The sequence below is a fragment of the Streptomyces sp. TRD_SC_5 genome, assembly GCF_056836825.1.
Map to the genome: position 1 here is coordinate 5,969,292 of NZ_JBWZZS010000001.1, position 21,836 is coordinate 5,991,127.

Annotated in this window: 17 protein-coding genes and 2 pseudogenes; 11 read left to right on the forward strand and 8 right to left on the reverse strand. The window is 71.3% G+C overall.

The window, feature by feature from the left end:
* Positions 1-39 precede the first annotated feature (39 nt).
* Both AC1P0E_RS27370 and AC1P0E_RS27375 read right to left on the reverse strand, forming a co-directional pair.
* Positions 40-171, reverse strand: a pseudogene (locus tag AC1P0E_RS27370) (DegT/DnrJ/EryC1/StrS family aminotransferase); the annotation flags it as partial.
* Positions 172-264: 93 nt separating this feature from the next.
* The gene (locus AC1P0E_RS27375) at positions 265-1,452 is read right to left on the reverse strand and encodes a winged helix DNA-binding domain-containing protein (RefSeq protein WP_482744771.1); all 1,188 of its coding nucleotides are present in this window, start codon (positions 1,450-1,452) and stop codon (positions 265-267) included.
* Between the two features lie 180 nt (positions 1,453-1,632).
* Here AC1P0E_RS27375 and AC1P0E_RS27380 point away from each other — a divergent pair, with 180 nt between their 5' ends.
* Positions 1,633-2,346: a class I SAM-dependent methyltransferase gene (locus AC1P0E_RS27380; protein WP_482744772.1), complete on the forward strand. Its 714-nt coding sequence runs from the start codon at positions 1,633-1,635 to the stop codon at positions 2,344-2,346.
* A 73-nt stretch (positions 2,347-2,419) separates the two neighbouring features.
* On the opposite strand, the gene AC1P0E_RS27385 is transcribed toward AC1P0E_RS27380, so the two are convergent.
* Both AC1P0E_RS27385 and AC1P0E_RS27390 read right to left on the reverse strand, forming a co-directional pair.
* Positions 2,420-3,595: a macrolide family glycosyltransferase gene (locus AC1P0E_RS27385; protein ID WP_482744773.1), complete on the reverse strand. Its 1,176-nt coding sequence runs from the start codon at positions 3,593-3,595 to the stop codon at positions 2,420-2,422.
* Positions 3,592-4,614 carry a zinc-binding dehydrogenase gene (locus AC1P0E_RS27390; protein WP_482744774.1) on the reverse strand — a complete coding sequence of 341 codons (1,023 nt, stop codon included), beginning with the start codon at positions 4,612-4,614 and terminating at the stop codon, positions 3,592-3,594. Before AC1P0E_RS27390 ends, AC1P0E_RS27385 begins: the two co-directional genes overlap by 4 nt.
* A gap of 735 nt (positions 4,615-5,349) precedes the next feature.
* Between AC1P0E_RS27390 and AC1P0E_RS27395 the strand changes: the two genes are divergently transcribed.
* From AC1P0E_RS27395 to AC1P0E_RS27430, 8 genes and pseudogenes are all read left to right on the forward strand, one after another.
* Positions 5,350-6,393 carry a ketoacyl-ACP synthase III family protein gene (locus AC1P0E_RS27395; RefSeq protein WP_482744775.1) on the forward strand — a complete coding sequence of 348 codons (1,044 nt, stop codon included), beginning with the start codon at positions 5,350-5,352 and terminating at the stop codon, positions 6,391-6,393.
* A 78-nt stretch (positions 6,394-6,471) separates the two neighbouring features.
* A complete protein-coding gene (locus tag AC1P0E_RS27400; protein ID WP_482744776.1) occupies positions 6,472-7,461 on the forward strand; it encodes an aromatase/cyclase in 990 nt (329 codons plus the stop codon).
* Positions 7,448-8,077: a hypothetical protein gene (locus AC1P0E_RS27405; RefSeq protein ID WP_482744777.1), complete on the forward strand. Its 630-nt coding sequence runs from the start codon at positions 7,448-7,450 to the stop codon at positions 8,075-8,077. Before AC1P0E_RS27400 ends, AC1P0E_RS27405 begins: the two co-directional genes overlap by 14 nt.
* A gap of 592 nt (positions 8,078-8,669) precedes the next feature.
* On the forward strand, positions 8,670-8,882 hold the full coding sequence (locus AC1P0E_RS27410) for an acyl-CoA carboxylase subunit epsilon (RefSeq protein WP_482744778.1): 213 nt from the start codon (positions 8,670-8,672) through the stop codon (positions 8,880-8,882).
* Entirely contained in the window at positions 8,879-10,597 is a 1,719-nt protein-coding gene (locus tag AC1P0E_RS27415) for a fatty acyl-AMP ligase (protein WP_482744779.1), read from the forward strand. The genes AC1P0E_RS27410 and AC1P0E_RS27415 overlap by 4 nt, the downstream gene beginning before the upstream one ends.
* Positions 10,594-12,324, forward strand: coding sequence for an acyl-CoA dehydrogenase family protein (locus tag AC1P0E_RS27420; RefSeq protein ID WP_482744780.1), 1,731 nt, complete (start codon positions 10,594-10,596; stop codon positions 12,322-12,324). The genes AC1P0E_RS27415 and AC1P0E_RS27420 overlap by 4 nt, the downstream gene beginning before the upstream one ends.
* Positions 12,325-12,360: 36 nt before the next feature.
* On the forward strand, positions 12,361-13,590 hold the full coding sequence (locus tag AC1P0E_RS27425) for an acyltransferase domain-containing protein (protein WP_482744781.1): 1,230 nt from the start codon (positions 12,361-12,363) through the stop codon (positions 13,588-13,590).
* Positions 13,591-13,965: 375 nt separating this feature from the next.
* Positions 13,966-14,262 (forward strand): annotated as a pseudogene (locus AC1P0E_RS27430) (4'-phosphopantetheinyl transferase family protein); the annotation flags it as partial.
* A 153-nt stretch (positions 14,263-14,415) separates the two neighbouring features.
* Here the strand turns inward: AC1P0E_RS27430 and AC1P0E_RS27435 are convergent.
* The 4 genes from AC1P0E_RS27435 to AC1P0E_RS27450 all read right to left on the reverse strand — a co-directional run bounded on the left by AC1P0E_RS27435 (position 14,416) and on the right by AC1P0E_RS27450 (position 18,924).
* Positions 14,416-15,030 (reverse strand): response regulator transcription factor, encoded by a 615-nt coding sequence (locus AC1P0E_RS27435; protein WP_482744782.1) that lies wholly within the window; start codon positions 15,028-15,030, stop codon positions 14,416-14,418.
* 32 nt (positions 15,031-15,062) lie between these two features.
* Complete coding sequence (locus AC1P0E_RS27440; protein ID WP_482744783.1) at positions 15,063-16,247, reverse strand: sensor histidine kinase; 1,185 nt, start codon at positions 16,245-16,247, stop codon at positions 15,063-15,065.
* A gap of 89 nt (positions 16,248-16,336) precedes the next feature.
* The gene (locus tag AC1P0E_RS27445; RefSeq protein WP_482744784.1) at positions 16,337-18,601 is read right to left on the reverse strand and encodes a TOMM precursor leader peptide-binding protein; all 2,265 of its coding nucleotides are present in this window, start codon (positions 18,599-18,601) and stop codon (positions 16,337-16,339) included.
* Positions 18,598-18,924 (reverse strand): hypothetical protein, encoded by a 327-nt coding sequence (locus AC1P0E_RS27450; RefSeq protein WP_482744785.1) that lies wholly within the window; start codon positions 18,922-18,924, stop codon positions 18,598-18,600. The genes AC1P0E_RS27445 and AC1P0E_RS27450 overlap by 4 nt, the downstream gene beginning before the upstream one ends.
* Before the next feature lie 244 nt (positions 18,925-19,168).
* On the opposite strand from AC1P0E_RS27450, the gene AC1P0E_RS27455 reads away from it, so the two are divergent.
* Together AC1P0E_RS27455 and AC1P0E_RS27460 are read left to right on the forward strand one after the other, a co-directional pair.
* Positions 19,169-19,963 carry an AfsR/SARP family transcriptional regulator gene (locus AC1P0E_RS27455; protein ID WP_482744786.1) on the forward strand — a complete coding sequence of 265 codons (795 nt, stop codon included), beginning with the start codon at positions 19,169-19,171 and terminating at the stop codon, positions 19,961-19,963.
* Positions 19,964-20,060: 97 nt separating this feature from the next.
* A complete protein-coding gene (locus tag AC1P0E_RS27460) occupies positions 20,061-21,650 on the forward strand; it encodes an acyl-CoA carboxylase subunit beta (RefSeq protein WP_482744787.1) in 1,590 nt (529 codons plus the stop codon).
* The last annotated feature ends 186 nt before the right edge of the window (positions 21,651-21,836 follow it).

Below are 21,836 nucleotides of genomic sequence, written 5' to 3' on the forward strand. Positions count from 1 at the left end.
GGGACCACCCTTGCCAGGCGTTCCGTAACCGGCAGCGATGCGCTCCTCCATGCCGTAGTAGCGCAGCCGCCGCAGCGTGCGCTCCACACGCTCGTCGGCCGTGACCACGGCGCCGCCGTCGCCGTACGCGCCGAGCACCTTCGTCGGACAGAAGGTGAACGCGGCGGCGTCCGGCAGTAGGAGTGGGCGAACACACGTGGTCACGGGGTGAGCGTCGTACCCGGGTTGGAACTCCGCTCGACGGCCGCTGGGCCGGGACCGGCGTCAGAGGTGCTTGCCGGTGTCCACCGCGCCGAAGACCAGCGTCGGTTTCGCCTCCAGGATCTCGCCCACCCGCTCCGCCTGGGCCTCGACCTCGCCGAGCCGCGCCTCGGTGAGCTTCGCGAACGCCTCGACCCGGATGTCCAGCTTGCGCCCGGAGCGCTTCTGGTGCCACACCCCGGCCACCACCCCGCCCACGGTGAGAACCTGCACCGTCCCGGCCTGGCCGGTGGACAGGGCCCGTTCGGCGGCCTGCCCCGGGTAGACGAGCTCCCGGGGGTGGCTGCCGACCGCGTACGCGTCGAAGTACGGCAGGAGCCGCACCCCGCCGGGCGCGCCCGTTTCGGCGCTGTCGTCCCCGGCGAGCAGGAAGACCGTCGTCCCGTCGCCCGACGGGCTGTCCACCGGCCGGAGTTCTTCGCCCATCGAGGCGAACAGTTCGGCGGCCCACCGGCGCGGGGCGCTCAGCCACTGGGCGAAGTGCTGCGCGCTGGCCGGACCGTAGGAGCGCAGATAGTGCCGGACCACCTCGGCGAGCGCCTTGTCGCCGTCCATCGGCGTGAAGCCGGGCAGCCAGCGGTCCGGGCTGGTGTACGTGACCTTCCGGCCGCGGTTCGGGCCGAAGCACAGCGCGCCGCGGTGCCCGGCGGTGTGCAGGGCCTGCCGCCAGCGCGGCCACATGCCGGTGAAGCCGGGTACGACCGGGTCGCCGGCCCAGTCCCCGAGCCGGGCGACCACCGCGTCGCTCAGCTCGTCGACGGTGGGCGGCTCACCCTCGCGCACGGCGTCCGCGACGGCCTCGACCACGGCATCGGTCTGCGCGGCGTCCATCCGGGCCGCCTTGGGCAGTCCTCCGGGCGGCATCGGAACGGCGGCCAGCGCCCCTGTCCATAAGGGAAGTTCGGCGGCAGGCAGCAGATGCACCGTGCCGCGCGGCCCGAACGTCTTGACCAGGGTGCGGTCCTCCCACAGCGCCCGGCGCACATCCGCGCGGGTCGTCCCGGCCGTCCGCAGGCCGATCGACAGCTCGGCCGCCGACATCACCTGGGCGTGCGCCCCGCACATCGCTCCCACGACCTCCGGCATCCGCTCGGCGGCGGCGGGCACGTCGAGACTGTGCCCGGCCAGCCGGCGCGCGCAAACCTTCCGCCACGACGCCATGGAGTCTTCGGACTGCTTGGTGCCGACCATGTTCGGGGTTCCTCCTCGAAAGCGTACGAGCCCGTCGCGAGCCCGGCCGTGGGCCGCGCGGCCCCGGTGCCAGCCTGCCACGCCGGGGCCGAGCACCTCTCGAGCCGAGGTCGACCGTGACGTACGACGCTGCCTGACGCGGCAAGTCGCCGTGCCCTGCCTGTCATTCGAGGTGATCGCATGTACGGCGCCGAAGCGGCGGAGATCTACGACCAGACCCACAGCGCCCGGGGAAAGGACTTTCTCGCCGAGGCGGAGAACGTACTGGACCGGATTCGGACCAGGACCAAGGCCACCGGGTCCCTGCTCGACGTGGCCTGCGGGACCGGAGCCCATCTGGAGGTGTTCAGCGGGCACTTCGGCCATGTGGAGGGGGTCGACCTCTCCGAGGCGATGCTGGCGGCGGCGCGGAAGCGGCTGCCGGGGGTGTCCGTGTCGGTCGCCGACATGCGGGACTTCGACCTCGGCCGGACGTACGACGTCATCACCTGCCTCTTCGCGTCGGTCGGCTACCTGGCGACGGAGGAGGAACTGACGGCCACGCTGCGCTGCTTCTTTCGCCATCTGGCCCCCGGCGGCGCCGTCGCCGTCGAGCCCTGGTGGTTCCCGGAGACGTTCCTGCCCGGCCATGTCGCCGCCGACGTGGTGGAAGTCGACGGGCGCACCGTCGCCCGGGTCTCGCACACCGTGCGGGACGGCAGCGCGTCCCGCATGGAGGTGCACTACGTGGTGGCGGACAGCGCCGATGGAGTACGGCACTTCACGGAGACGCACCGGGCGACGCTCTTCTCGCGGGAGAGCTACGAGTCGGCGTTCCGTGCCGCCGGCTTCGACGTCGAGTACGTGCCGGGCGTCCAGAACGGCCGCGGACTGTTCCTCGCCGTACGGGACTGACTGACGCCTCCGGGCCACGACAAGGGGGCTGGGTGCCACGTGGCACCCAGCCCCTTCGTCGTACCGGGGAGACTCAGCCGTGGCGCTCCGCACGGGCCAGCATCTCGTCGGCGGCCCGCGCCGCGCCGCCGGCGTCATGCACGTGCTTGCGCATGCGCCCGACGCTCTCGCGCATCTCCTGGTCCGCGTCCACGGCGGTCACCGTGTCACGGACCAGGGCGGCCGTGACCTCGTCGCGGGAGAGCACCGCGCCGAGGTTCAGCCCCGTGATCTGGTGGGCGAGCTGGTCGGTCTCGCCGACCTGCGGGACGACGACCATGGGTGTCCCCGCGTGAAGGGACTGCATGACCGTGCCCCAGCCGCCGTGGCAGACGAACACCCGGGTGTGCGCCAGCACCGCCTGCAACGGCAGCCACTCGTGCACCTCCACATGGCCGGGAAGCGGGCCGAGCGCCGCCCTGTCCACGCCGGGTCCGGTGATCAGCACCGTGTGCCAGGGCAGACCGGCGAACGCCTCGACGCACATCCGGAAGAACTCCGGCTGCGCGTTGAAGCTCGTCCCCAGGGAGATGAGCACCACCGGACGGCCGCTCACGGGCGGCTCCCATCCGCCGGCCCGCAGGTCGTCCCGGCGCAGACACGGCCCGACGAACGCGAACCGGTCGTCGAACATCTCCTGCTGGTACTGGAACTCGCGCGGTACGGAAACCAGACTCAACGCCTGCGGATCGTCGACCAGTTCGTCGAACGACACATCGCTCACCCCGTGCCGCGCCCCGAACTCCCGCAGCTCCCGCTCGATCCGGTCATACGCCTGCGCGCCGACCGCCTCCCGCGGAATGCTCCGGTTCGTCGGCGACACCGAGTAGAACTTCACACCCGGCCGTTCCCACTTGCGGGTCAGAACACCGCCGAGGAACTGCACGGAGATGTCGTACGCCAGCAGGTCCGGCAGATCGTCACCGAAGTACGACTCGACGACCGGGGCCAGCGCCGCGCTCTCCCGCACGTTGCCGAGCAGTACCCGCGCCAGCCAGTCCTCGGCGCCGGCGGGCACGATCTTCTGCGGGTCGACCGACGACGTGTACGGCAGGACCGTCGCGCCGGTGGAAGCGACGAGGTCCGCGTACTCGGCGGTCGCCGCGTACGTGACGCGGTGGCCCCGGCGCACCAGCTCCTCGACGACACCCAGGGTGGGCATCAGGTGGCCGGTCGCCGGGATGTTGAAGAAGGCGAAGTGGCGGCTCACGACAGTCGCACCACGAGGTTGCCGGTGAACTTGCCTCCCAGCAGGTCGATCAGCGCCTGCGGAGCGGCCTCCAGGCCACCCTCCACCAGGGTCTGCGGCAGTACGAAACGGTCCTCGCCCAGCCACTGCGCGAAGTTCGAGTTCCACGCCCAGATCTGCTCGGGCGTGTGGTAGGTCGCGAAGGGGCGGATGGAGATCTGCTTGACGATCGACGTCATGATGTCCAGCCGGGGGAACGCCCCCAGCGAGTCGCCGACCTGACCGGACAGCGCACCGCACAGCGCAAACCGCGCGCCGGGCGACGCGACCTGGACGGCCGCCTCGAACTGCTCGCCGCCCACGGTGTCGAAGAAGACGTCGATGCCGTCCGGAGCCAGTTCGCGCAGCCGGTCCAGGACCGGGCCGTCGTGGTAGTCGAACGCCGCGTCGTAGCCGAGTTCCTTCACCAGGTAGTCGACCTTGGCCTTGCTGCCCGCCGCACCGATGACGCGCTTGGCGCCCCGGCACTTGGCGATCTGACCGGCCAGCGAACCGACACCGCCGGCCGCGCCCGACACGAAGACGGTGTCGCCCTCGCCGACCTCCACGATGTCCACCATGCCGTGGTACGCGGTGGGGCCCTGCGTCAGGTAGTGGACCGGGCTCGGGAACGCCTCCGAGTCCAGCTTGAAGTAGTCGCTCGCGGGACCGGCCGAGTACTCCTTGAACCCGTCCATGCCCTCGACGAGGTCACCGGCCGCCAGATCGGGGCTGTTGGACTTCACCACGACGCCGACCGCCGCACCCCACATCGGGGCACCGGGCTGGTAGCCGGGCATCGGCAGGCTCGGCTCCGGCTTCATCAGGTCCTGCATCACGGCGGCGAGTTGCAGGTACTGGTAGCGGACCAGCACCTCGCCGTCACCGGGCTCGGGCACCTCGGTCTCGGCCAGCTCGAAATTCGCGAGAGTCAGCGATCCGTTCAGGTGAGCGGCGAGCCGCACTTCCTTGGACTTCGCGGGGATCTTTTCGGTGGTCATGGGGCCCTCCTGGTCGTGTGACTAGTCGGCGGACAGCATTCCGCACGCTGCTCGAATCCCGCTCGACCCTCCCGGCCCGGACCCGCGCCGCACCCCGCCGGAGGTAGGCCCGGAACGGTCGAGCGCGTCTCCAGCCGGGCTCATGGCGCTCGCTGGACCGTTCGAGCCGCAGCATCGGGCCAGGACACCACCGACGGCCGATACGGGGGAGGGCGGGGCGAGATGAGCGAGCGGAGTTTCCAGCTCTACGACACGCCCCTGCGCGACGGCAGCCGGCGGAAAGGGCTTCTCCAACGAACTCAAGGCGCACGAACTCGGCTACGGCTACGGCTACAGCTACAGCTTCGAGAGCGCCGACGCCTCCTTCGAGCTGCTGCTGCGCGAGGAACTGGTGGGCGGCCCCACCCGTCGGCGCGCTCGGCACGGCGCTGGACGCGGGGCCCCGGACCGGTTCTTCCCACAGCTCGCCCGGCTGGCGCTGGTCGACTACCGGGTACGGGTTCTCTGCGGCGAAACGGGCAGCGGAGCGGCCGCTCGCGCCCTGATCCAGTTCCACGACGGCGAACCACCGCTGGGGCGCCGTCGGCGTCGACGAGAACACGGTCACCGCCAGCTGGCGTGCCCTGCTGGAGGCCGTCCACTACGTCCTGCTCGATGATGTGCGGCCGGGCCGCGGCGCCGTGCCCCTGGCGACCGCCTGGGCGGGCTGAAACCCTCGAACTCCGGGAGCATGTTGTGCGCGTGGAAGACATCTGGATACGGGGAACCTCTGTGCGGTTGCCGGCCTCGGCGTCCGTCGCCGACGCGGTCGCCTCCGGGGCCTGCTCGCCCCGGGTCGCCGCCGCCACCGGGCTGGAGTCCGTGGCGTACTCACCCGACGAATCGGCCGCGCAAATGGCGGCCCGCGCCGCCCGCCAGGCCCTGGAACGGGCGGGTTCGGGGGCCGAGGACGTCGACCTGATCCTGCACGCCGACACCTACCACCAGGGCCAGGACCTGTGGCCCGTCGCCTCCTACATCCAGCGGGAAGCTCTCGGCAACAGCTGCCCCGCCGTCGAGATCCGGCAGATGTCCAACGGCGGCCTCGCGGCCATGGACCTCGCCACCGCCTACCTCACCGCCGGCCACGGCCACGGCGACGCCCTGCTCACCACCGCCGACCGGTTCTGCGCGCCCGGCATCGACCGGTGGAACACCGACCCGGGCACCCCCTACGCCGACGGGGCGACCGCCCTGGTCCTCTCCCGCCGGGGCGGTTTCGCCGCTCTCAGGTCCCTCGCGCTGCTGGCCGACCCCGAGCTCGAACCACTGCACCGCGGCGACGACCCCTTCACCCCGGCCCCGTTCACCCACCGCATGCCCGTCGACTTCGACGAGGCCAAACGCGCCTTCATCGGCCGCACCGGCATTTCGTACGCCATCACCCGGGCCCACAACGGACAGCAGGCCGTCATCAAACAGGCGCTGGCCGACGCCGGAATGGAACTCGACGAAGCGCGGTGGGTGATCCTGCCACATTTCGGCCGCCGCAGGCTCCAGTCCATTTATTACCGGCCCTTCGGGATCGAACCCGACCGCACCACCTGGGAGTTCAGCCGCACCGTCGGCCATCTCGGCGCGGGCGACCAGTTCGCGAGCCTCGACCATCTCGTCGTCTCCGGCCGTGCCCGGCCCGGCGACCGGGTGGTCCTGGTCAGCGTAGGAGCGGGCTACAGCTGGGGCTGCGCCGTTGTGGAGATCACCGGGCGGCCCGACTGGAGTCCAGTCGGCCTCCAGTAGCCCTCCAGCAGCCCTCCAGTACACCTCTGACACCTTGAATCCGCCGTTCACACGGCCGCACCGAAGGGAAGGTACGCCGTGACGACCGCTATGTCCGACACGTCGGCGACCCATGTCACGGAACACTCCATCACGGTCGCGGCGCCGCCCGCGACCGTCTACGCCCTGATCGCGGACGTCTCCGCCTGGCCCCAGGTCTTCGGGCCCACCGTCCACGTGGAGGTGCTGGAGGAGGCAGACCCGGACCACGGCGGCGAGCAACTCCTGCGCATCTGGGCTCTCGCCAACGACCAGGTACGTACGTGGACCTCACGCCGCGTCCTCGACCCGCCCGCCCGTACCGTCATCTTCCGGCAGGTCGTGTCCGCACCGCCCGTCGCCTCCATGGGCGGCGAATGGCGGGTGGAGCCGACCGAGGACGGGGCGACGACCCGGGTGGTCCTGCTGCATGACTACCGTGCCGTCGACGGCGACCCCGACGCCGAGCAGCTGATCGCACGCGCAGTCGACCGCAACAGCGTGGCCGAACTCTCCGCCCTGAAGAACGCGGCCGAGCTGGGGAAGACCCGCGACGAGCTTCACCTGACCTTCAGCGACTCCGAGACCGTCGACGGCGACGCGGCCGACGTGTACGCGTTCCTGGAGCGCGCCGACCTGTGGCCGCAGCGCCTGCCGCACGTGGCACGCCTCGACCTCGCCGAGGACGAACCGGGCATCCAGCGCATGGACATGGACACCCGCAGCCCGGACGGCTCCCTGCACAACACCACCTCGGTCCGGGTCTGTTTCGAGGACCGGAAGGTGATCGTCTACAAGCAGCTGAGGGTACCGGCCGCGATGAGCGGCCACACCGGACGCTGGGAGATCGAACCCCGCGGCGACGGCACCGTGAAGGCCACCTCCTGGCACACGGTGACCCTTGACCCGGAGGGTGTCCGTACGGCCCTCGGCCCCGAGGCCACCATCGGCGAGGCGCGTGAACTGGTGCGTAAGGCACTGGGGGCCAACAGCTCCACCACGCTGCGCCACGCCAGGCACTTCGCGGAGGAAGCGCGTGCACGAGCGTAATCCGGACCAGCCCGTGACCGTCATCAACCGGTTCGAGGTCAGGGGAGACACCGAGGAGTTCGAGCGCGAGTTCCACGACCACTCCCAATTCCTGCGGCAACGCCATGACTTCGACTTCCTGGTGACGGTGGGACTGGTCGACGACCCGCAGACGTATGTGCATCTGTGGCACTGGCGGAGCCTGCGGGGCTTTCTGGACACGGTGCACGACGACAACTTCGTGGCGCACGTCCGGCGGCTCCGCCCGATGGTGGACGCCGTGGCCGACCAGGCGGTGAGTGTCCAGCGGACGCTGCGCGAGCTGGCCGCGGTCGGCTCGGCCGGCATCGTGCTCGTCAGCGCCCAGGTGCACGGCGATTGCGGCGAGCTGGAGAAGCGGTTCGCGGAACTGAACTCCCGGTGCGACGAGGCAGGTGGCTTTGGCGGCAGCGACCTGCTCCGGTCCACCGTGCGGCCCCTCGCCTACACCGGCCTGTTGTGGTGGCGGGACGCCGAGCACTGCGAGGAGGCTCGGTCCGGTGACGGTTACCTGGCCGCCCTGGCGGCCCTGGGTGAGGTCGCCGAGATCACCACGGAACACGGCCGGCACGTGGCGTACGAGCGCGCGGCGGACTGAGCGGCCCACGCTCCGCTTTCCGTACTAGATGGTTGATCGGCTTTGCAGGCCGTCCAGAGAGTGTCCAGAACCGGTGGTGTTGAAGCCCGTTCAGCCCCGGAGGATCGCCGTGCACACCGATCTGGACGACGGCATCATCCCCTCGCGCAGGACGCGCTCGGCCCCGGTTCCGGTCGGGCGTCTCTTCCCGCGGCTGCTGTCGCAAAGCTCGTAGAACCAGCGGCTGCGGGATGCGGGCGATCTGATGGAGGAGGCCCTGCGCCGGCTGGCGGAACGCACCCCGCCGTCTGTCGATGTGGTACGGGTCCGGGACGGCGCCCCGGTCCGCTGCGGCCCCCCTCGTACACCGGCGTCCAGTGGTGGCGGGACAGCGCGCACTGCGAGCGCGCGCTCGCCTCCGACGCCTACCGGGGAGCGCTCGGCGACCTGTCCGGGCTCGCCGAGGTCACCACCGAACGAAGCCGGCACCTCGCCTACGAACGAGTGATCGGCTGACCGCTCCGCACGGACAGGAGCCGGGGACGACGCGTCCTCGGCTCCTGTCCGTGTCACCCGCGAGGTCCTCTCGAGCGACCCGGCGCACTCTTCCTCCATGGCAGAAGAGACAGGAATAACCGTGCTGCGGGGCGAACCGGACGCGACGGAACTCGCTGCCGTGACCACCGTGCTGCTGGCGCTCCTGCGCCAAGGGGCCACGGCCCCGCAGGAGCCGGGACCGGCCGTGTACGCCGACTGGAGAGTCCGGGGCACCGGCGGACCGGTCCCGGCGTCGTGGTCCGCGCGCGAGCGGAGGGGGACGCTGTGAACAGCCGGCCGAGCTTCATGGAGTCGTTCCACGCCGCCGCCGCCGAGTTTCCCGAACGGGACGCCCTCGTCCTGCTCGAGGAACACGACGGGCAGCTGCGCCCCGAGAGTGTCACCTACGCCGATCTCGGCGCACTGGTGCGTGAGCTCGCCGCCAGGTTGCGGGCCCACACCTCGCCCGGCGACCGCGTGCTCGTCCTGCAGACCTCGCACCGGCTGTTCGCCGCGTCCTTCCTGGCCTGCCTGCACGCCCGGCTCGTCGCCGTACCCGTGCCGCCACCGGGCCACCGCGGCCACCACGACGAACGCGTCGCGGGCATCATCAAGGACGCCGCCGCGAGCTGCGTGCTCACCGAGAGGGCCCACGCCGCGGAGACCTCCCAGCTGCTGGCCCGCACGGGCTACCCGGCGGTCACCTGCCTCCTCGCGGACAACGTGCCGGACGACGCCGTGCCGGACAGCGCGACGGACGCCGCGCCGGGACCTGACGACGTCGCGTACCTCCAGTACACCTCCGGCTCCACCCGCGAACCCCGCGGCGTGATGGTGACGCACGGCAACCTGGTCGCCAACCTGGAGGCCATCCGCCGGGCCCTCGGCACCGGCCCCGGATCCCGGTTCGGCGGCTGGCTGCCGCTCCACCACGACATGGGACTCGTCGGCCAGCTCCTGCACCCCCTGTGGCTGGGCGCGACCACGGTCATGCTCTCGCCGCAGACCTTCGTCAAGAAGCCGTTCCACTGGCTCGACACCATCTCCCGCTACGGGCTCACGGTCAGCGGAGCACCCGACTTCGCGTACGAGCTGTGCCTGCGCCGGATCAACGACTCCCAGCTCGCCAAGCTCGACCTGACCGGCTGGCGCACCGCCGTCAACGGCGGCGAGCCGGTGCACCCCGCCACCCTGCGCGCCTTCGCCGAACGCTTTGCGGCGGCCGGTCTGCGACCCGAGGCACTCACTCCGGCCTACGGGCTCGCGGAGGCGACGCTGCTCGTCTCCGGCGGCCGGCCCGCTCCGCACCCGGCGGACCCCCCGCACCCGGACCGCACCGAGTCCGGCCCCGGCCGGACCGTCCCCTGCGGGTCGCCCGCTTCGGCGGAGGTACGGATCGTCGACCCGCAGACCGGCACGGAACGAGCCGCCGGCCGGATCGGCGAGATATGGGTACGCGGCGACAGCGTGGCCCACGGCTACTGGCGCCGGCCCGCCGAGACCGCCGCGGTCTTCGACGCCCGGCTCGCCGGCCGCAGCGGCTATCTGCGCACCGGCGACCTCGGCATGCTCGACGACGACGGACAGCTCCATGTCACCGGCCGGATCACGGACATGATGGTGATCGCCGGCCGCAACCTGTACCCGCAGGACCTCGAACGCACCGCCCAGCAGGTCAGCGCCCTGTTCGGCCCGGCCACCGTCTTCGCCGTCCCCGGCGAGCGGGAACGCGTCGTCGTCGTCCAGGAACTGCGGGCCCACAGCCACTACGACATCGATCTCGGCTCGCTCGCCGCGACCGTGGAGACCCGTATCGGCGAGGAGTACGAGGTACGCACCAGCGCGCTGCTCTTCGTCCGGCCCGGCACCGTACGCCGGACCACCAGCGGAAAGGTCGAACGCGCCGCGATGCGCCGCATGTTCCTGCGCGGCGAACTCAGCCCGCTGCACCAGCGCGTCGACCATGAGGTGGAGCAGCTCATGGTGTCGGGAGCAGGCGCATGACCGACGTACAGGAGCGCATCGACGCGCTGGAGCGTTCCTTCGGACCGCTCGACGACCCCGCCCATCCGCTCGGCGGCGCCGCCTTCGTCGCGGCCGACGCGGCGGGCCTGCTGCCACCCGCCGCCGAGGCGGTGCTCGACACGTACGGGCTCAACAAGGAGTTCGTGCCCGCCGGTCTCGGCGGCCGGCTGGAGCGCATGGACGAACTCGGCCGCGTACTGCGCCCGGTCTTCCGCCGCGACGCCTCCCTCGGCTTCGGATACGGTCTCAACTGCTTCTTCGCCGCCGTCCCGGTGTGGACGGCCGGGGACCGCGACCAGCGGGAGCTGGCGGCCCGGCTGCTCCTCGGCGGCGACCGGATCGCCGTCGCACGCCACGGAGTGGCCCACGGCAACGACTTCGTACGGGACGAGTTCACCGCGCGACCAGGACCCGACGGTGCTCTGCTGCTCGACGGCAGCAAGACCGGCATCGCCAACGCCTCCCGCGCCCGCGGCCTGGTCGTCTTCGCCCGGACCGGCGCGTCCGGGCTCGCCCGCGGCCACAGCGTGCTGCTCCTGGACCGCGCCGCACTGCCCGCGGACCGCGTCGTCGACCTGGGCCGGCGCGTCACCAACGGTATGCGCGGCGCCGAGTTCGGCGGGCTGGGCATCGACGGTTGCCCGGTCCCGCCGACCGCGCTCGTCGGCGCCGAGGGCGACGGCTACGAACTGTCGCTCCGCTCCTCGCTGGTCATCCGCGGCCTGATTCCGTCGATCGTCCTGGCGGGCGCCGACACCGCGCTGCGCACCGTGGCGGCGTTCGCGGCCCGGCGCAGGTCCGACGGCCGTTCGTCGCTGGACGTGCGGCATGTCCAGGGCGTCCTGACCGGCGCCTTCCTCGACCTGCTGCTCATCGACTGCCTGGCTCTCGTCGCGACCCGGGCGCTGCATCTGCTGCCCAAGCAGATGAGCGTGTACGCGGCGGTCGCCGCCTATCTCGCGCCCAAGCTGACGGCGGAGGCCATGGACGAGATGTCCGCCGTCCTCGGCGAGGCGACCTTCGCGGAGGACGGCGCCTACGCGATGTTCCAGAAGCAGCTGCGGGATCTGCCGGTCACCTCGCTCGGCCACGCGGGCAGCGCGGGACGCCAGGTCAGCATCCTGCCCCAGCTGCCCTTCTTCGCCCAGCACGCCTGGTTCGCCGACCCGGAGGCCCCGGCCGCGCTGTTCCGGCCGCACGAGGGCCTGCCGCCGCTCGACCTGGCCCAGCCCGCGCTGCTCGGCGACGCCGATCCGCTCGCGGCCACGCTGGTGGCCAGCACCGACCTGTTCGAAGCGGCGCAGCTGCCGCTCAGGGGAGGCGACACGGGGGTGCTTCGCTTCCTCACCCGCGCTCTCGCGATCGAACTCAACGATCTGCGCAAGGCGTTCGCCGAAGTACGGCAGGACGACCGCAGGGCGCTGGGCAGCCCGCACAGCCTCGGCCTCGCCGACCGCTACACGCTCGTGCTGGCGGCCGCGGCCTGCCTGGGGGTGTGGCGGGAACAGCAGGCGGCCGGCGACGCGGGCGACCGGTTCCTCGCCGACACCGCCTGGCCGTCCGCCGCGCTCTACCGGCTGTGCCGCCGCCTCGGTCTCGCGCTGCCGGACCGGCCGTTCGCCGCCGAGCAGCGGGTCCTCGCCGAAGTCCTCGCCCGGCTGCACGGCCGGCGCAGCTATGACCTGTACGCGTCCCCGCTGGTCTGAACGGGATGCCCGCCCCCGCCCCAAGGAGCGAGCCGCATGTCCGCACATGAATCCGACCGTCACGGTGCCGCCCACCGTGAATGGCTGCTGGATCACCTCAGCCGGTACCTCGGCCGCCCGGTGGAGGACTCGGTGCCGCTGTCCGAGTACACGCTCGACTCGGTGGCCGCGCTGAGCCTCTACGGCTCCATCGAGGAGGAGTTCGGGCCGATCATCGACCTCTCCGACATCTGGGAGTACTCCACGGTCCGCGCGCTGGCCCGGCACATGGCCTCCCGCGACCTGCGCCGGGCCGACGCCGGGGTGCGGGCGGCCTTCGTCTTCACCGGACAGGGCTTCCGGCACACCGGGATGACATCGCGGCTGTACCTCGACTCCCCGAGCTACCGCGGTCATCTCGACGAGGTGGCCGCCGAGTTGCTCCCGTACCTGGGAATGTCGGTCGTCGACCTGATCCTCAGCGAGGACCCGCGCATCCAGGGGACGGCGCTGGCCCAGCCCGCTCTGTACGCCGTGGAGTACGCGCTCGCCCGTACCCTGGAGGGCTCGGGCGTGGTCCCGGTCGCCGTACTGGGCCATGGCATCGGGGAGTTCGCCGCGGCGGCCGTGGCCGGGGCGCTCGGTCCGGCCGACGCGGCCAGGCTGATCGCGATGCGCGGCGCCTTCATGCAGCTCCTGCCGCCCGGCGGCGGCATGACCGCGGCCTGTGTCTCCCCGCACGAGGCCGCCGAACTGGTTGCGGACAAGCCGCGCGTGGGCATCGGCGCGGTCAACGCCGCCCGGGCGACCGTGCTGACCGGTGAGGTCGCAGGTCTCGAGCAGATCGAGGGCGGCCTGGAGGCCCGGGGCATCAGGTGGCGGCGCCTTCCGGTGGCGCACGCCTTCAACTCGCCGCTCATGGAACCCATGGTGCCCAAGTTCGAGGCGGTGGCCCGCCGGGTGCCGGGCCGGGCCGCCCGGATCCCGTTCTACTCGACCGTGCGCGGAGCGCTCACCACGGAGCCGCTGTACGCCCCGTACTGGACCCGGCAGCTCACCTCGCCCATCAGGTTCGCCGACGCGGCCCGCGACATGCTCGCGCAGCAGACCCCCACACACATCGTCGAGATCGGTCCGCGCCCGGTGCTCACTCCGTATCTGCGGCGGATGGGCAGCCCGCCGTGCGTCTCCGTGTGCCCCCGGCCCGACAGTGATGCCGTGGACCTGGCCGGAGTGATCTCCGCGCTGAACGCGGGGCCGCTGGCCTCCGCACCGGCTGGAGCCTGAGTGGCCGCCCGCATCGGCCGGCCGTTGCCTGCCCTCGGTCCCGCGGGAGCGTGGGATCCGGTCAGGGACGAACTCGCCGCCAAGGGAAGCGTTCTGGTGTACGGGACGATGCCCGGGTGGCTCCCGCGCGGGGAGGCGGGAGCGGCGGACACGGTGCGCCGCCTGCTGGGCCGTGACTGGGTCCGTTACGAGAGTCTGGCCCGGCCGGGGTCGCGGGACCGGTTCGTCGCCTCCCGGCTGTTCCTGCGGTACACGGCGGCCGCGGTGCTGGACACCACACCGGACCTGGTCGATCTGTCCTACCAGCCTGGCGGACGCCCCTATGTCCGTGGCTGCGACCAGATCGACGTCAGCCTCAGCCACACCGAGGAGATGATGGTCGTCGCCGTCACCCGCCGGGGCAGGATCGGTGTCGACGTGGAGCGGGCCGACCGACGGCTGGCGGGCACGGGTTCGGAGTCGCAGGCCTGCACACCGTACGAAAGCGCCCTGCTCGACGCGGGCGGCGAGCAGGCGCGCAACGACACCATGGTGCGGTTGTGGACCCTCAAGGAGGCCTACAGCAAGGCGCTCGGCCAGGGCCTGCGGTTCCGGTTCACCGAGTTCGGCTTCGAGCTCGGCGGGGAGGCCACGCGGCTGGTACGGCCCGACGGCACGCCGGTCGCCGGCGACGACTGGACGTTCGACACCTTCGGGGTCGGCGAACGGTACGTGGTCAGTGCGGCCGTCCATGACACCGGCTTCGGAGACCTGGCGGATCTGTCCGTGGCGACGATGCTGGACGAGGGCCTGTTCGAGACGCTGCTGGGGCGGCCGGAGGCGGGATCACGGGATCCAGCCGGCTTCCTCGGCTATCCGGATCGCGTCGATGCGGTTGCGGGCGCCGAGCTTGCTGACGATGGCACTGAGGTAGTTGCGGACGGTGCCCTTGGACAGGAACAGGCAGCCGGCGATCTCGGCGGCGTCGGCACCCCGGGCGGCGAGCCGTAGCACCTCCAGTTCTCTGGGGGAGAGCGGGTTCTCCGGCGAGTCCCAGGCACTGAGGGCCAGTTGCGGGTCGACGACCCGTCGGCCGGCAGCCACCGAGCGTACCGCTTCGGCGAGTTGCTGAGGCGGTGAGTCCTTCAGGAGAAAGCCGGTGACATGGGCGGACAGCGCCCGTCTCAAGGTGCCCGGGCGGCCCAGGCTGGTGAGGATGAGCGTGCGACAGGACGGAAGCTGTTCGTGCAGGTCAGCGGCAGCGGTAAGGCCGTCCGTGCCGGGCAGGTCGATGTCGATGACGGCCACGTCCGGCCGCGATTCCAGCGCGGCCTTCACAATCATGTCCCCCCGGTCCACGGAGGCGACGACCTCCAGATCCGGTTCCAGCTCCAGCAGTGCGACGAGCGCGCCCCGGATCATGTGCATGTCCTCGGCGAGCAGAATCTTCACGCATAGCATCGGTCCCCCCGTGCTGTTTCAGGTCGTGACGGTCAGGCGGCAACCTTCGCGCCGGGACGAGGATCGGTGTCGCGTGACTCGTCGTCCGCGGTCCTCGGCCGTGTGGGCGCGTACACCTCGAGGTGGAACCTCCCGTTTTCCCGTAGCCCGGCCGTGAGGCGGCCGCCGATCTCCGTGAACCGCTCTCGGAGGTTGTCCAGTCCGCTGCTCGGCAGCCGCCCGGGCGACGGGCCCTTCCCCTCGTGGACCCCGTCGTTGACCAGGCTGAGCAGGACCGTTTCCTCGTCAACGGTGGCGGAGATGCTGCACCTCTGCACCTTACTGTGCCGCAGAATGTTGGTCACACCTTCGCGAAGAGCCGTGGCCAGTACGGTGTCGGTGACCGGGTGCAGCCGGCCGCAGTCGATGTTCACCTCGGCCTGGATGTCGGCGGCGGCCAGGATCTCGACCGCCGAAGTGGCCTCCTCGCGCAGCGACATGTTCCGGTAGCCGTTGGACACCAGGCGTACGTCGGCGAGGGCCTGGCGGGCCACCCCGAGCAGCTCGGCCGTCTCGACGCGCGCCTGGTCGGGGCGCGCGGCGATCAGCCGCTGGATCAGTTCTCCCTTCAGGGCGATGGCGGACAGGCTGTAGCCCAGCAGGTCGTGCAGGTCGCGGGCGAACCTCAGACGCTCCTGCCCGACGGCCATCCTGGCCAGTTCCTCGCGCGTCCGGTGCACTTCGTGGACGAGGTCGGTGAGGCGGCTCAGGCCGTAGATGACGATTCCGCAGAGCATTCCCGCGATCAGGAGGTAACCCGCCTGGGCGACGGGCTGTCCCAGCACCGTCGCGTACGCCGGGATGCTGACGATCACGGCGGCGAAGACCGGCCAGGCGACCCTGGGGCTGAAGGTCAGCAGCACCGAGGCGGCCAGCGGGCCCTCCATGCTGCCCCAGGACAGTCCGAACCAGAACAGGGGCAGATAGGTCAGCAGCGTCTGAAAAGCGAGGACACCGAGCTTGCGCCGCATGCTCCAGGAACGCGCGGAGGGCGCGGAGACCGCGAACTGCACGCCGAAGAGGACCAGGACGAGACCGATGCTGACGGCGAGGCGCGTCGTACTGGCACCGCCCCAGCGCAGCACGTTCAAAATGGTGACCACCGCGTAGCACAGCAGAGCGAGGACGGTGATACCGCGCGCCAGTCGGGGAGCGGGCAGGTCGGTCCGATCCGGCATCGTGGTCTCCTCGAAAGGACTGTGGCTTCTGACGTAGCCTAGTGATCAAAACTCGGGAGAGACCACCGGAAACCGCGATAGTTCTGATTTCAGACGAACAGACAGACGGGGTTCAACTCCTCGTACGCGGTGGCCTGATCACACCACCCCAGCCGCACAGGTACGTCGAAGAGCCGACCGGAACCGAATCGCGCCCAGAAGTGCCGCAATCCGGGAACCAGGACCTTGACCACGGGCAGCCCCACATCCGGCCGCGTCTGGTCGAGCACCAGTAATTCCATGCCCCGCGCACGTACCATCGCCTCGGCCGCCTCGACGTCCGCCCGCAGGTCCGCGCGTGGGATGTAGGGGTAACTCGCGGGTCTTCGGGGGGTCTCGACGGGGTCCGGAAGTAAATACGGCTGGTTTTCGACGGTCTTTGTACACCACCAATCCTGCAATTCCCGCGGCAGCCCGGCCTTTCCTCGCAGCGACTGGCCCGGCGGTACGTCCGGGGGCAGAAGCTGGCACATCTCGGTGACCGCCCGCCGCAGCGCCAGCCGGGGGTCGAAATGCGCCCCGAATCCGAAGGAGACGCGCTGCTCCGAGCCGTCGGTCCGGCGCGACACGGCGGCCATTACCGGAATGGGGAAATCCGCGGTGAGGTCGAGAACCCACAGCGAACGGCCCACCTTCTCGTAGGCGGTACGGGTCCGCGCGAGCCACGGTTCGTCGAAGGCGTCGAGGTCGACCGCCGGACGCCGCAGCCGGTTGTACCACCACAGCGCCACCGCGTCGCGCTCCACCAGCTCGAGGAAGCCCTGTACGACGGCGTCCTCCAGGCTGGAGCCGGCCGCGTTGCCGTTGGAGTCGGCCCACGGTGTCCGCTCGGCGCCGTCCGCGCCGGGACCGAAGTACAGCATCGAGGTGGGGAGCAGCCGCTGCCGCTGCGCGGTGAGCGACCACACCGGGGTCCACTCGCGCCGCGCACCCTCGTCGAAACGAGGCGGGACCGTGTGCATGGACGTGTGGGTGGCGTTCCAGCGCTCACGCTCGCGGTACTGCCGGTCGGCGAAGAGCTGGACGGTGCCGGGGTGCACCGCTTCCTCGCCGAGTCCCGTGAACGAGTCGCGCACGACGGGCTCGTCGCCCTGACGCGTACCGCAGTAGCGCTCCACCGCCTCGCACAGCGCGCCTGCCTCTGCCTCCTGAGGGGTGACCCCCTTGCCTCCACTGTGTCCGCGCAGCCCCTCGGCCCCACGGCCGCGCCACGCCAGATTCCGGCCCGACACCCACCGGTTGAGCCCGTCGGGCGTACCCGGCGCCGGGCGCAGACCCGACACGATGCCGGTGACCGGATCGACCAGATGCCGGTAGCGGTTCAGTACCTCCGAGGCCGACAGCGCACGGTGGTTGCTGCCGCTCCCACTCGCCTTCGGCCGGGACACCGGCACCACCGGGCGCCGCACCCGCGCGGCGACCAGCCCCGCGTCCCCGCACACGGCGCACTGCGGGCGCTTCGCCACCGGGTGATGGCTCGTACTCAGCGTGCGGGTGTCCAGCGTGCACACGGCGCCCTGCCCCGCGTACCGCATCCCGGCCGCCCACTTCTGGGTCTCCAGCACCGTCGCATGCAGCCCCATCATCCGTACGGCCGTCAGCGTCGCCTCCGGCAGCGGCACCGGGCCGGGCAGCCCGAGGGCATGCCGGACCGGTGCCTGCGACGACCGGTGGCCGCGCAGCCGCTGCGCCAGACACGACCAGCAGGGGCCGCCGGGGGAGCCGAACACCGGCCCCACCCACACCTCCGGGCCACCCGGCCGAGCCAGCAGCCACGGCAGGCCCGCGGCCCGGAACCGGGCGTCGACCTCGGCCAGTTCGTGATCGAGGTAGTCGTCGCACAGCACCAGGCCGAACGCGGCGCTCCCGGCGGACGGGGCGAGCGCCAGCCCGGCGGCCACGCACTCCGCGCGGGCCGCCTGGCCGTCCGTCCGCCCGAGCGGCACCACATGCACGGGAGTCGAGCGGACCGCCGACGCGACACTGGGACCGCTGACACCGGCCAGCTCCCAGTACGCCTCGGCGGCCGAATCCGCTTCCGGATCCCGGTAGCCGACGAGATCGGCCCGCGCGAGCTCGGCGATCACCCGGCCGGCGTCCGCCGCCGACAGCGCGGCCGCCGCCTCGGCGATCACCGCCGCCAGCGTCCGCGTTCCGTCCAGCAGCGGCGCCAGCGCCTGGACCTGCTGGCCCCACAGCACGGTGGTGCCGCGCTCCGACAGCAGGTACACCGCTTCACCGGCCACCGCCTCGACCCGCAGGTGCCGCTTGAACCCGACCGGAAGCCCGGCGGGCACCAGATCGGTGACCGTCACGAGCGCTCCGGGATCGGTCCGTGGGTGAAGTTGCAGAACGAGGCGACGGGGGACGGCCCGTGGGTGAAGTTGCAGAACGAGGCGACGGCGCCGCCGGGGCCGTCGAAGTCCTCGAGGAGCAGGCCCGGCAGCCGGCCGGCGGGGTCCTCCAGATAGACCGGCTCGGTGGCCAGGCCGAACTCGGCGAGCACCTGCAACGGGTCGTTGGTGTACCGCTGTGCCAGCTCCGGTTCGAGACCGGTGCGAGCGGTGAGCAGGGCCAGGCGGTGGTCCGCCTGAGCGTCCATGGTCGTACCGGAATCGATGGTGGTCGAGCCGATCATGAGCTTTCGCCTCCTGCGCCGTCGGACGAGATGTCTTCGTCGCCCTGTGGGTCAGGATTCTGCGTTGCGAGTCTTATCGCGGCCCAGTGTCGGGTTCACCAAACCACCATGACATTTTCACGTCCGCCTTCGTGATCGCCGCACTGGGGCCGGGACGCCCCCGGGTGCAAAGCTCGTGGAACGCTCCGGGCCGAAAGCCGGCGTCGTCCGAGTGACGGTGAACCGAGGCAGAGGGGAACGAACGATGGAAATCAACGTACTGGGGCCGCTTGCCGTCGTCGAGCAGGGAATTTCCGTGGTACCCACGGCGGGTAAGCCGCGCCAGATCCTCGCGCTCCTCGCACTGCAGGCGGACCGGGTCGTCACCGTGCCGACGCTGATGGAGGAGATCTGGGGCGAGAACATCCCGCGCAGTGCGGCGACCACACTCCAGACCTACATCCTCCAGCTCCGACGGAAGATCACCGCCGCACTCGACGACCATCCGCACCAGCGGGCCAAGGACGTCCTCGTCACCCAGCACGGCGGTTACCTGCTCCAGGTCCAGCCGGGCCGGGTGGACGCCCAGGAGTTCGCCCGCCTCGCCTCCTCCGGGCGTGACGCGCATGAGGCCGGTGACTACCGGGCCGCATCCGAACTGCTGGGCAGGTCCCTGGACATGTGGCGCGGCCCCGCACTGGTCGACGTCCGCGTCGGCAGCGTGCTGGAGCTGGAGGTGCTGGGCCTCGAGGAGGCCCGGATGGCCGCGCTGGAGCGACGCATCGACGCCAACCTCCACCTGGGCAGGCACACCGAGATCGTGCCCGAGCTGCGGGTCCTGGTCGCCAAGCACCCGATGCACGAGAACTTCTGCGCGCATCTGATGACCGCCCTGCACCGCTCGAACAGCTCCTGGCGGGCCCTGGAGTCGTACCAGCGCCTGCGCACCACCCTGATAGACGAGCTGGGCCTCGAACCGTCGCCCCGGCTGCAGCAGTTGCACCAGGCCGTGCTCTCCGCCGACCCGGCGCTCGACCTGCAGGTGCCGGCGACCGGCTGACGGCCACGGCCCCGATCCCGCCCGGGTCCGCATCCGGACCCGGGCCGGCTCGCGCCTCCTCCACCGCGTTTCGAGGAGGCGTTCCTACGTTCGGTCAATGACGATCCTTGACGAGATCACGGTCAGCGCCGCCGCCCCCGACCTGCGACGGGCCACCGACGAACTGCGCCGCCTCAAGGAAGAGGTGAGTCGCGGACCTGATCCCGCCGCTACCCGGCGGCAGCACGAGAAGGGCAAGCTCACCGCCCAGGAACGCCTGGAACTCCTCTTCGACGAGGGGACGTTCACGGAGATCGAGCCACTGCGCCGCCACCGCGCCACCGGCTTCGGCCTGGAAGACCGCAAGCCGCACGGCGACGGTGTCGTGATCGGCTGGGGCCTCGTCCACGGCCGAACCGTCTTCGCGTACGCGCACGACTTCCGTGTCTTCGCCGGAGCGCTCGGCGAGGCCCACGCCGCCAAGGTGCACAAGATCATGGACCTCGCCGAAGCGGCGGGCGCCCCGCTGGTCAGCCTCAACGACGGTGCGGGCGCCCGTATCCAGGAGGGAGTCACCGCGCTCGCCGGGTACGGCGGGATCTTCCGCCGCAATGTCGCTGCCTCCGGTGTGATCCCGCAGATCAGCGTCATGCTCGGCCCGTGCGCGGGCGGCGCGGCCTACTCGCCCGCCCTCACCGACTTCGTCTTCATGGTCCGCGACACGGCGCAGATGTTCATCACAGGACCGGACGTGGTCCAGGCCGTCACCGGGGAGAAGATCACCCACAACGGGCTCGGCGGTGCCGACGTCCACGCCACCACCTCCGGCGTGAGCCACTTCGTCCACGACGACGAGGAATCCTGCCTTGAGGACGTACGGTTCCTCCTCGCTCTGCTGCCCGCGAACAACCGTGAGCTGCCGCCCGCCGTGCGCTGCGACGACCCGGCGGACCGGCGCACCGACGCGCTGACCGACCTCGTGCCGGCCGACTCCGGCCGCTCGTACGACATTCGCGCGGTCATCGAGGAGTTCGCCGACGACGGCGAGTACCTCGAAGTGCACGAGTCCTGGGCGCCGAACGTGGTGTGCGCGCTGGCCCGGCTCGACGGGCACCCGGTGGGCATCGTCGCCAACCAGCCCGCCTCGCTGGCCGGCGTCCTCGACATCAACGCCTCGGAGAAGGCCGCCCGGTTCGTCTCCACCTGCGACTCCTTCAACATCCCGCTCGTCACCCTCGTCGACGTCCCCGGATTCCTGCCCGGCGTCGACCAGGAGCACAACGGCATCATCCGGCACGGCGCCAAGCTGCTGTACGCGTACTGCAACGCCACCGTGCCCCGGATCTCCCTCGTCCTGCGCAAGGCCTACGGCGGCGCGTACATCGTCATGGACTCGCGCTCGATCGGCGCGGACCTGTCCTTCGCCTGGCCCACCAACGAGATCGCCGTGATGGGCGCCGAGGGCGCGGCCAATGTCATCTTCCGCCGCGAGATCGCGGCCTCCGATGACCCGGAAGCGGTCCGCGCCGCGCGCATCGACGAGTACCGCTCCGAGCTCATGCACCCGTACTACGCGGCCGAACGCGGACTCGTCGACGATGTCATCGACCCCGGCGAAACCCGGAGTCTGCTCATCCGTTCCTTGGCGGTACTGCGGACGAAACGGGCCGAAGTGCCCGCGCGCAAGCATGGAAATGTGCCGACGTAGTGGGCCTTTCGGCAGTTCCACGCTCACGCGAGCCACGGTCGAGAGCACACACGTTCCATGGCTGCACCGGAGAACGGGGGCACGCCATGAGCGAGCCGCCGGCCCGGTACCCGGCCGGCCGGGGCGGGGAGGATCCGACCCTGAACCGCCCCGGCCGTCGCATCGATTCAGGAGCGTCACGGACGA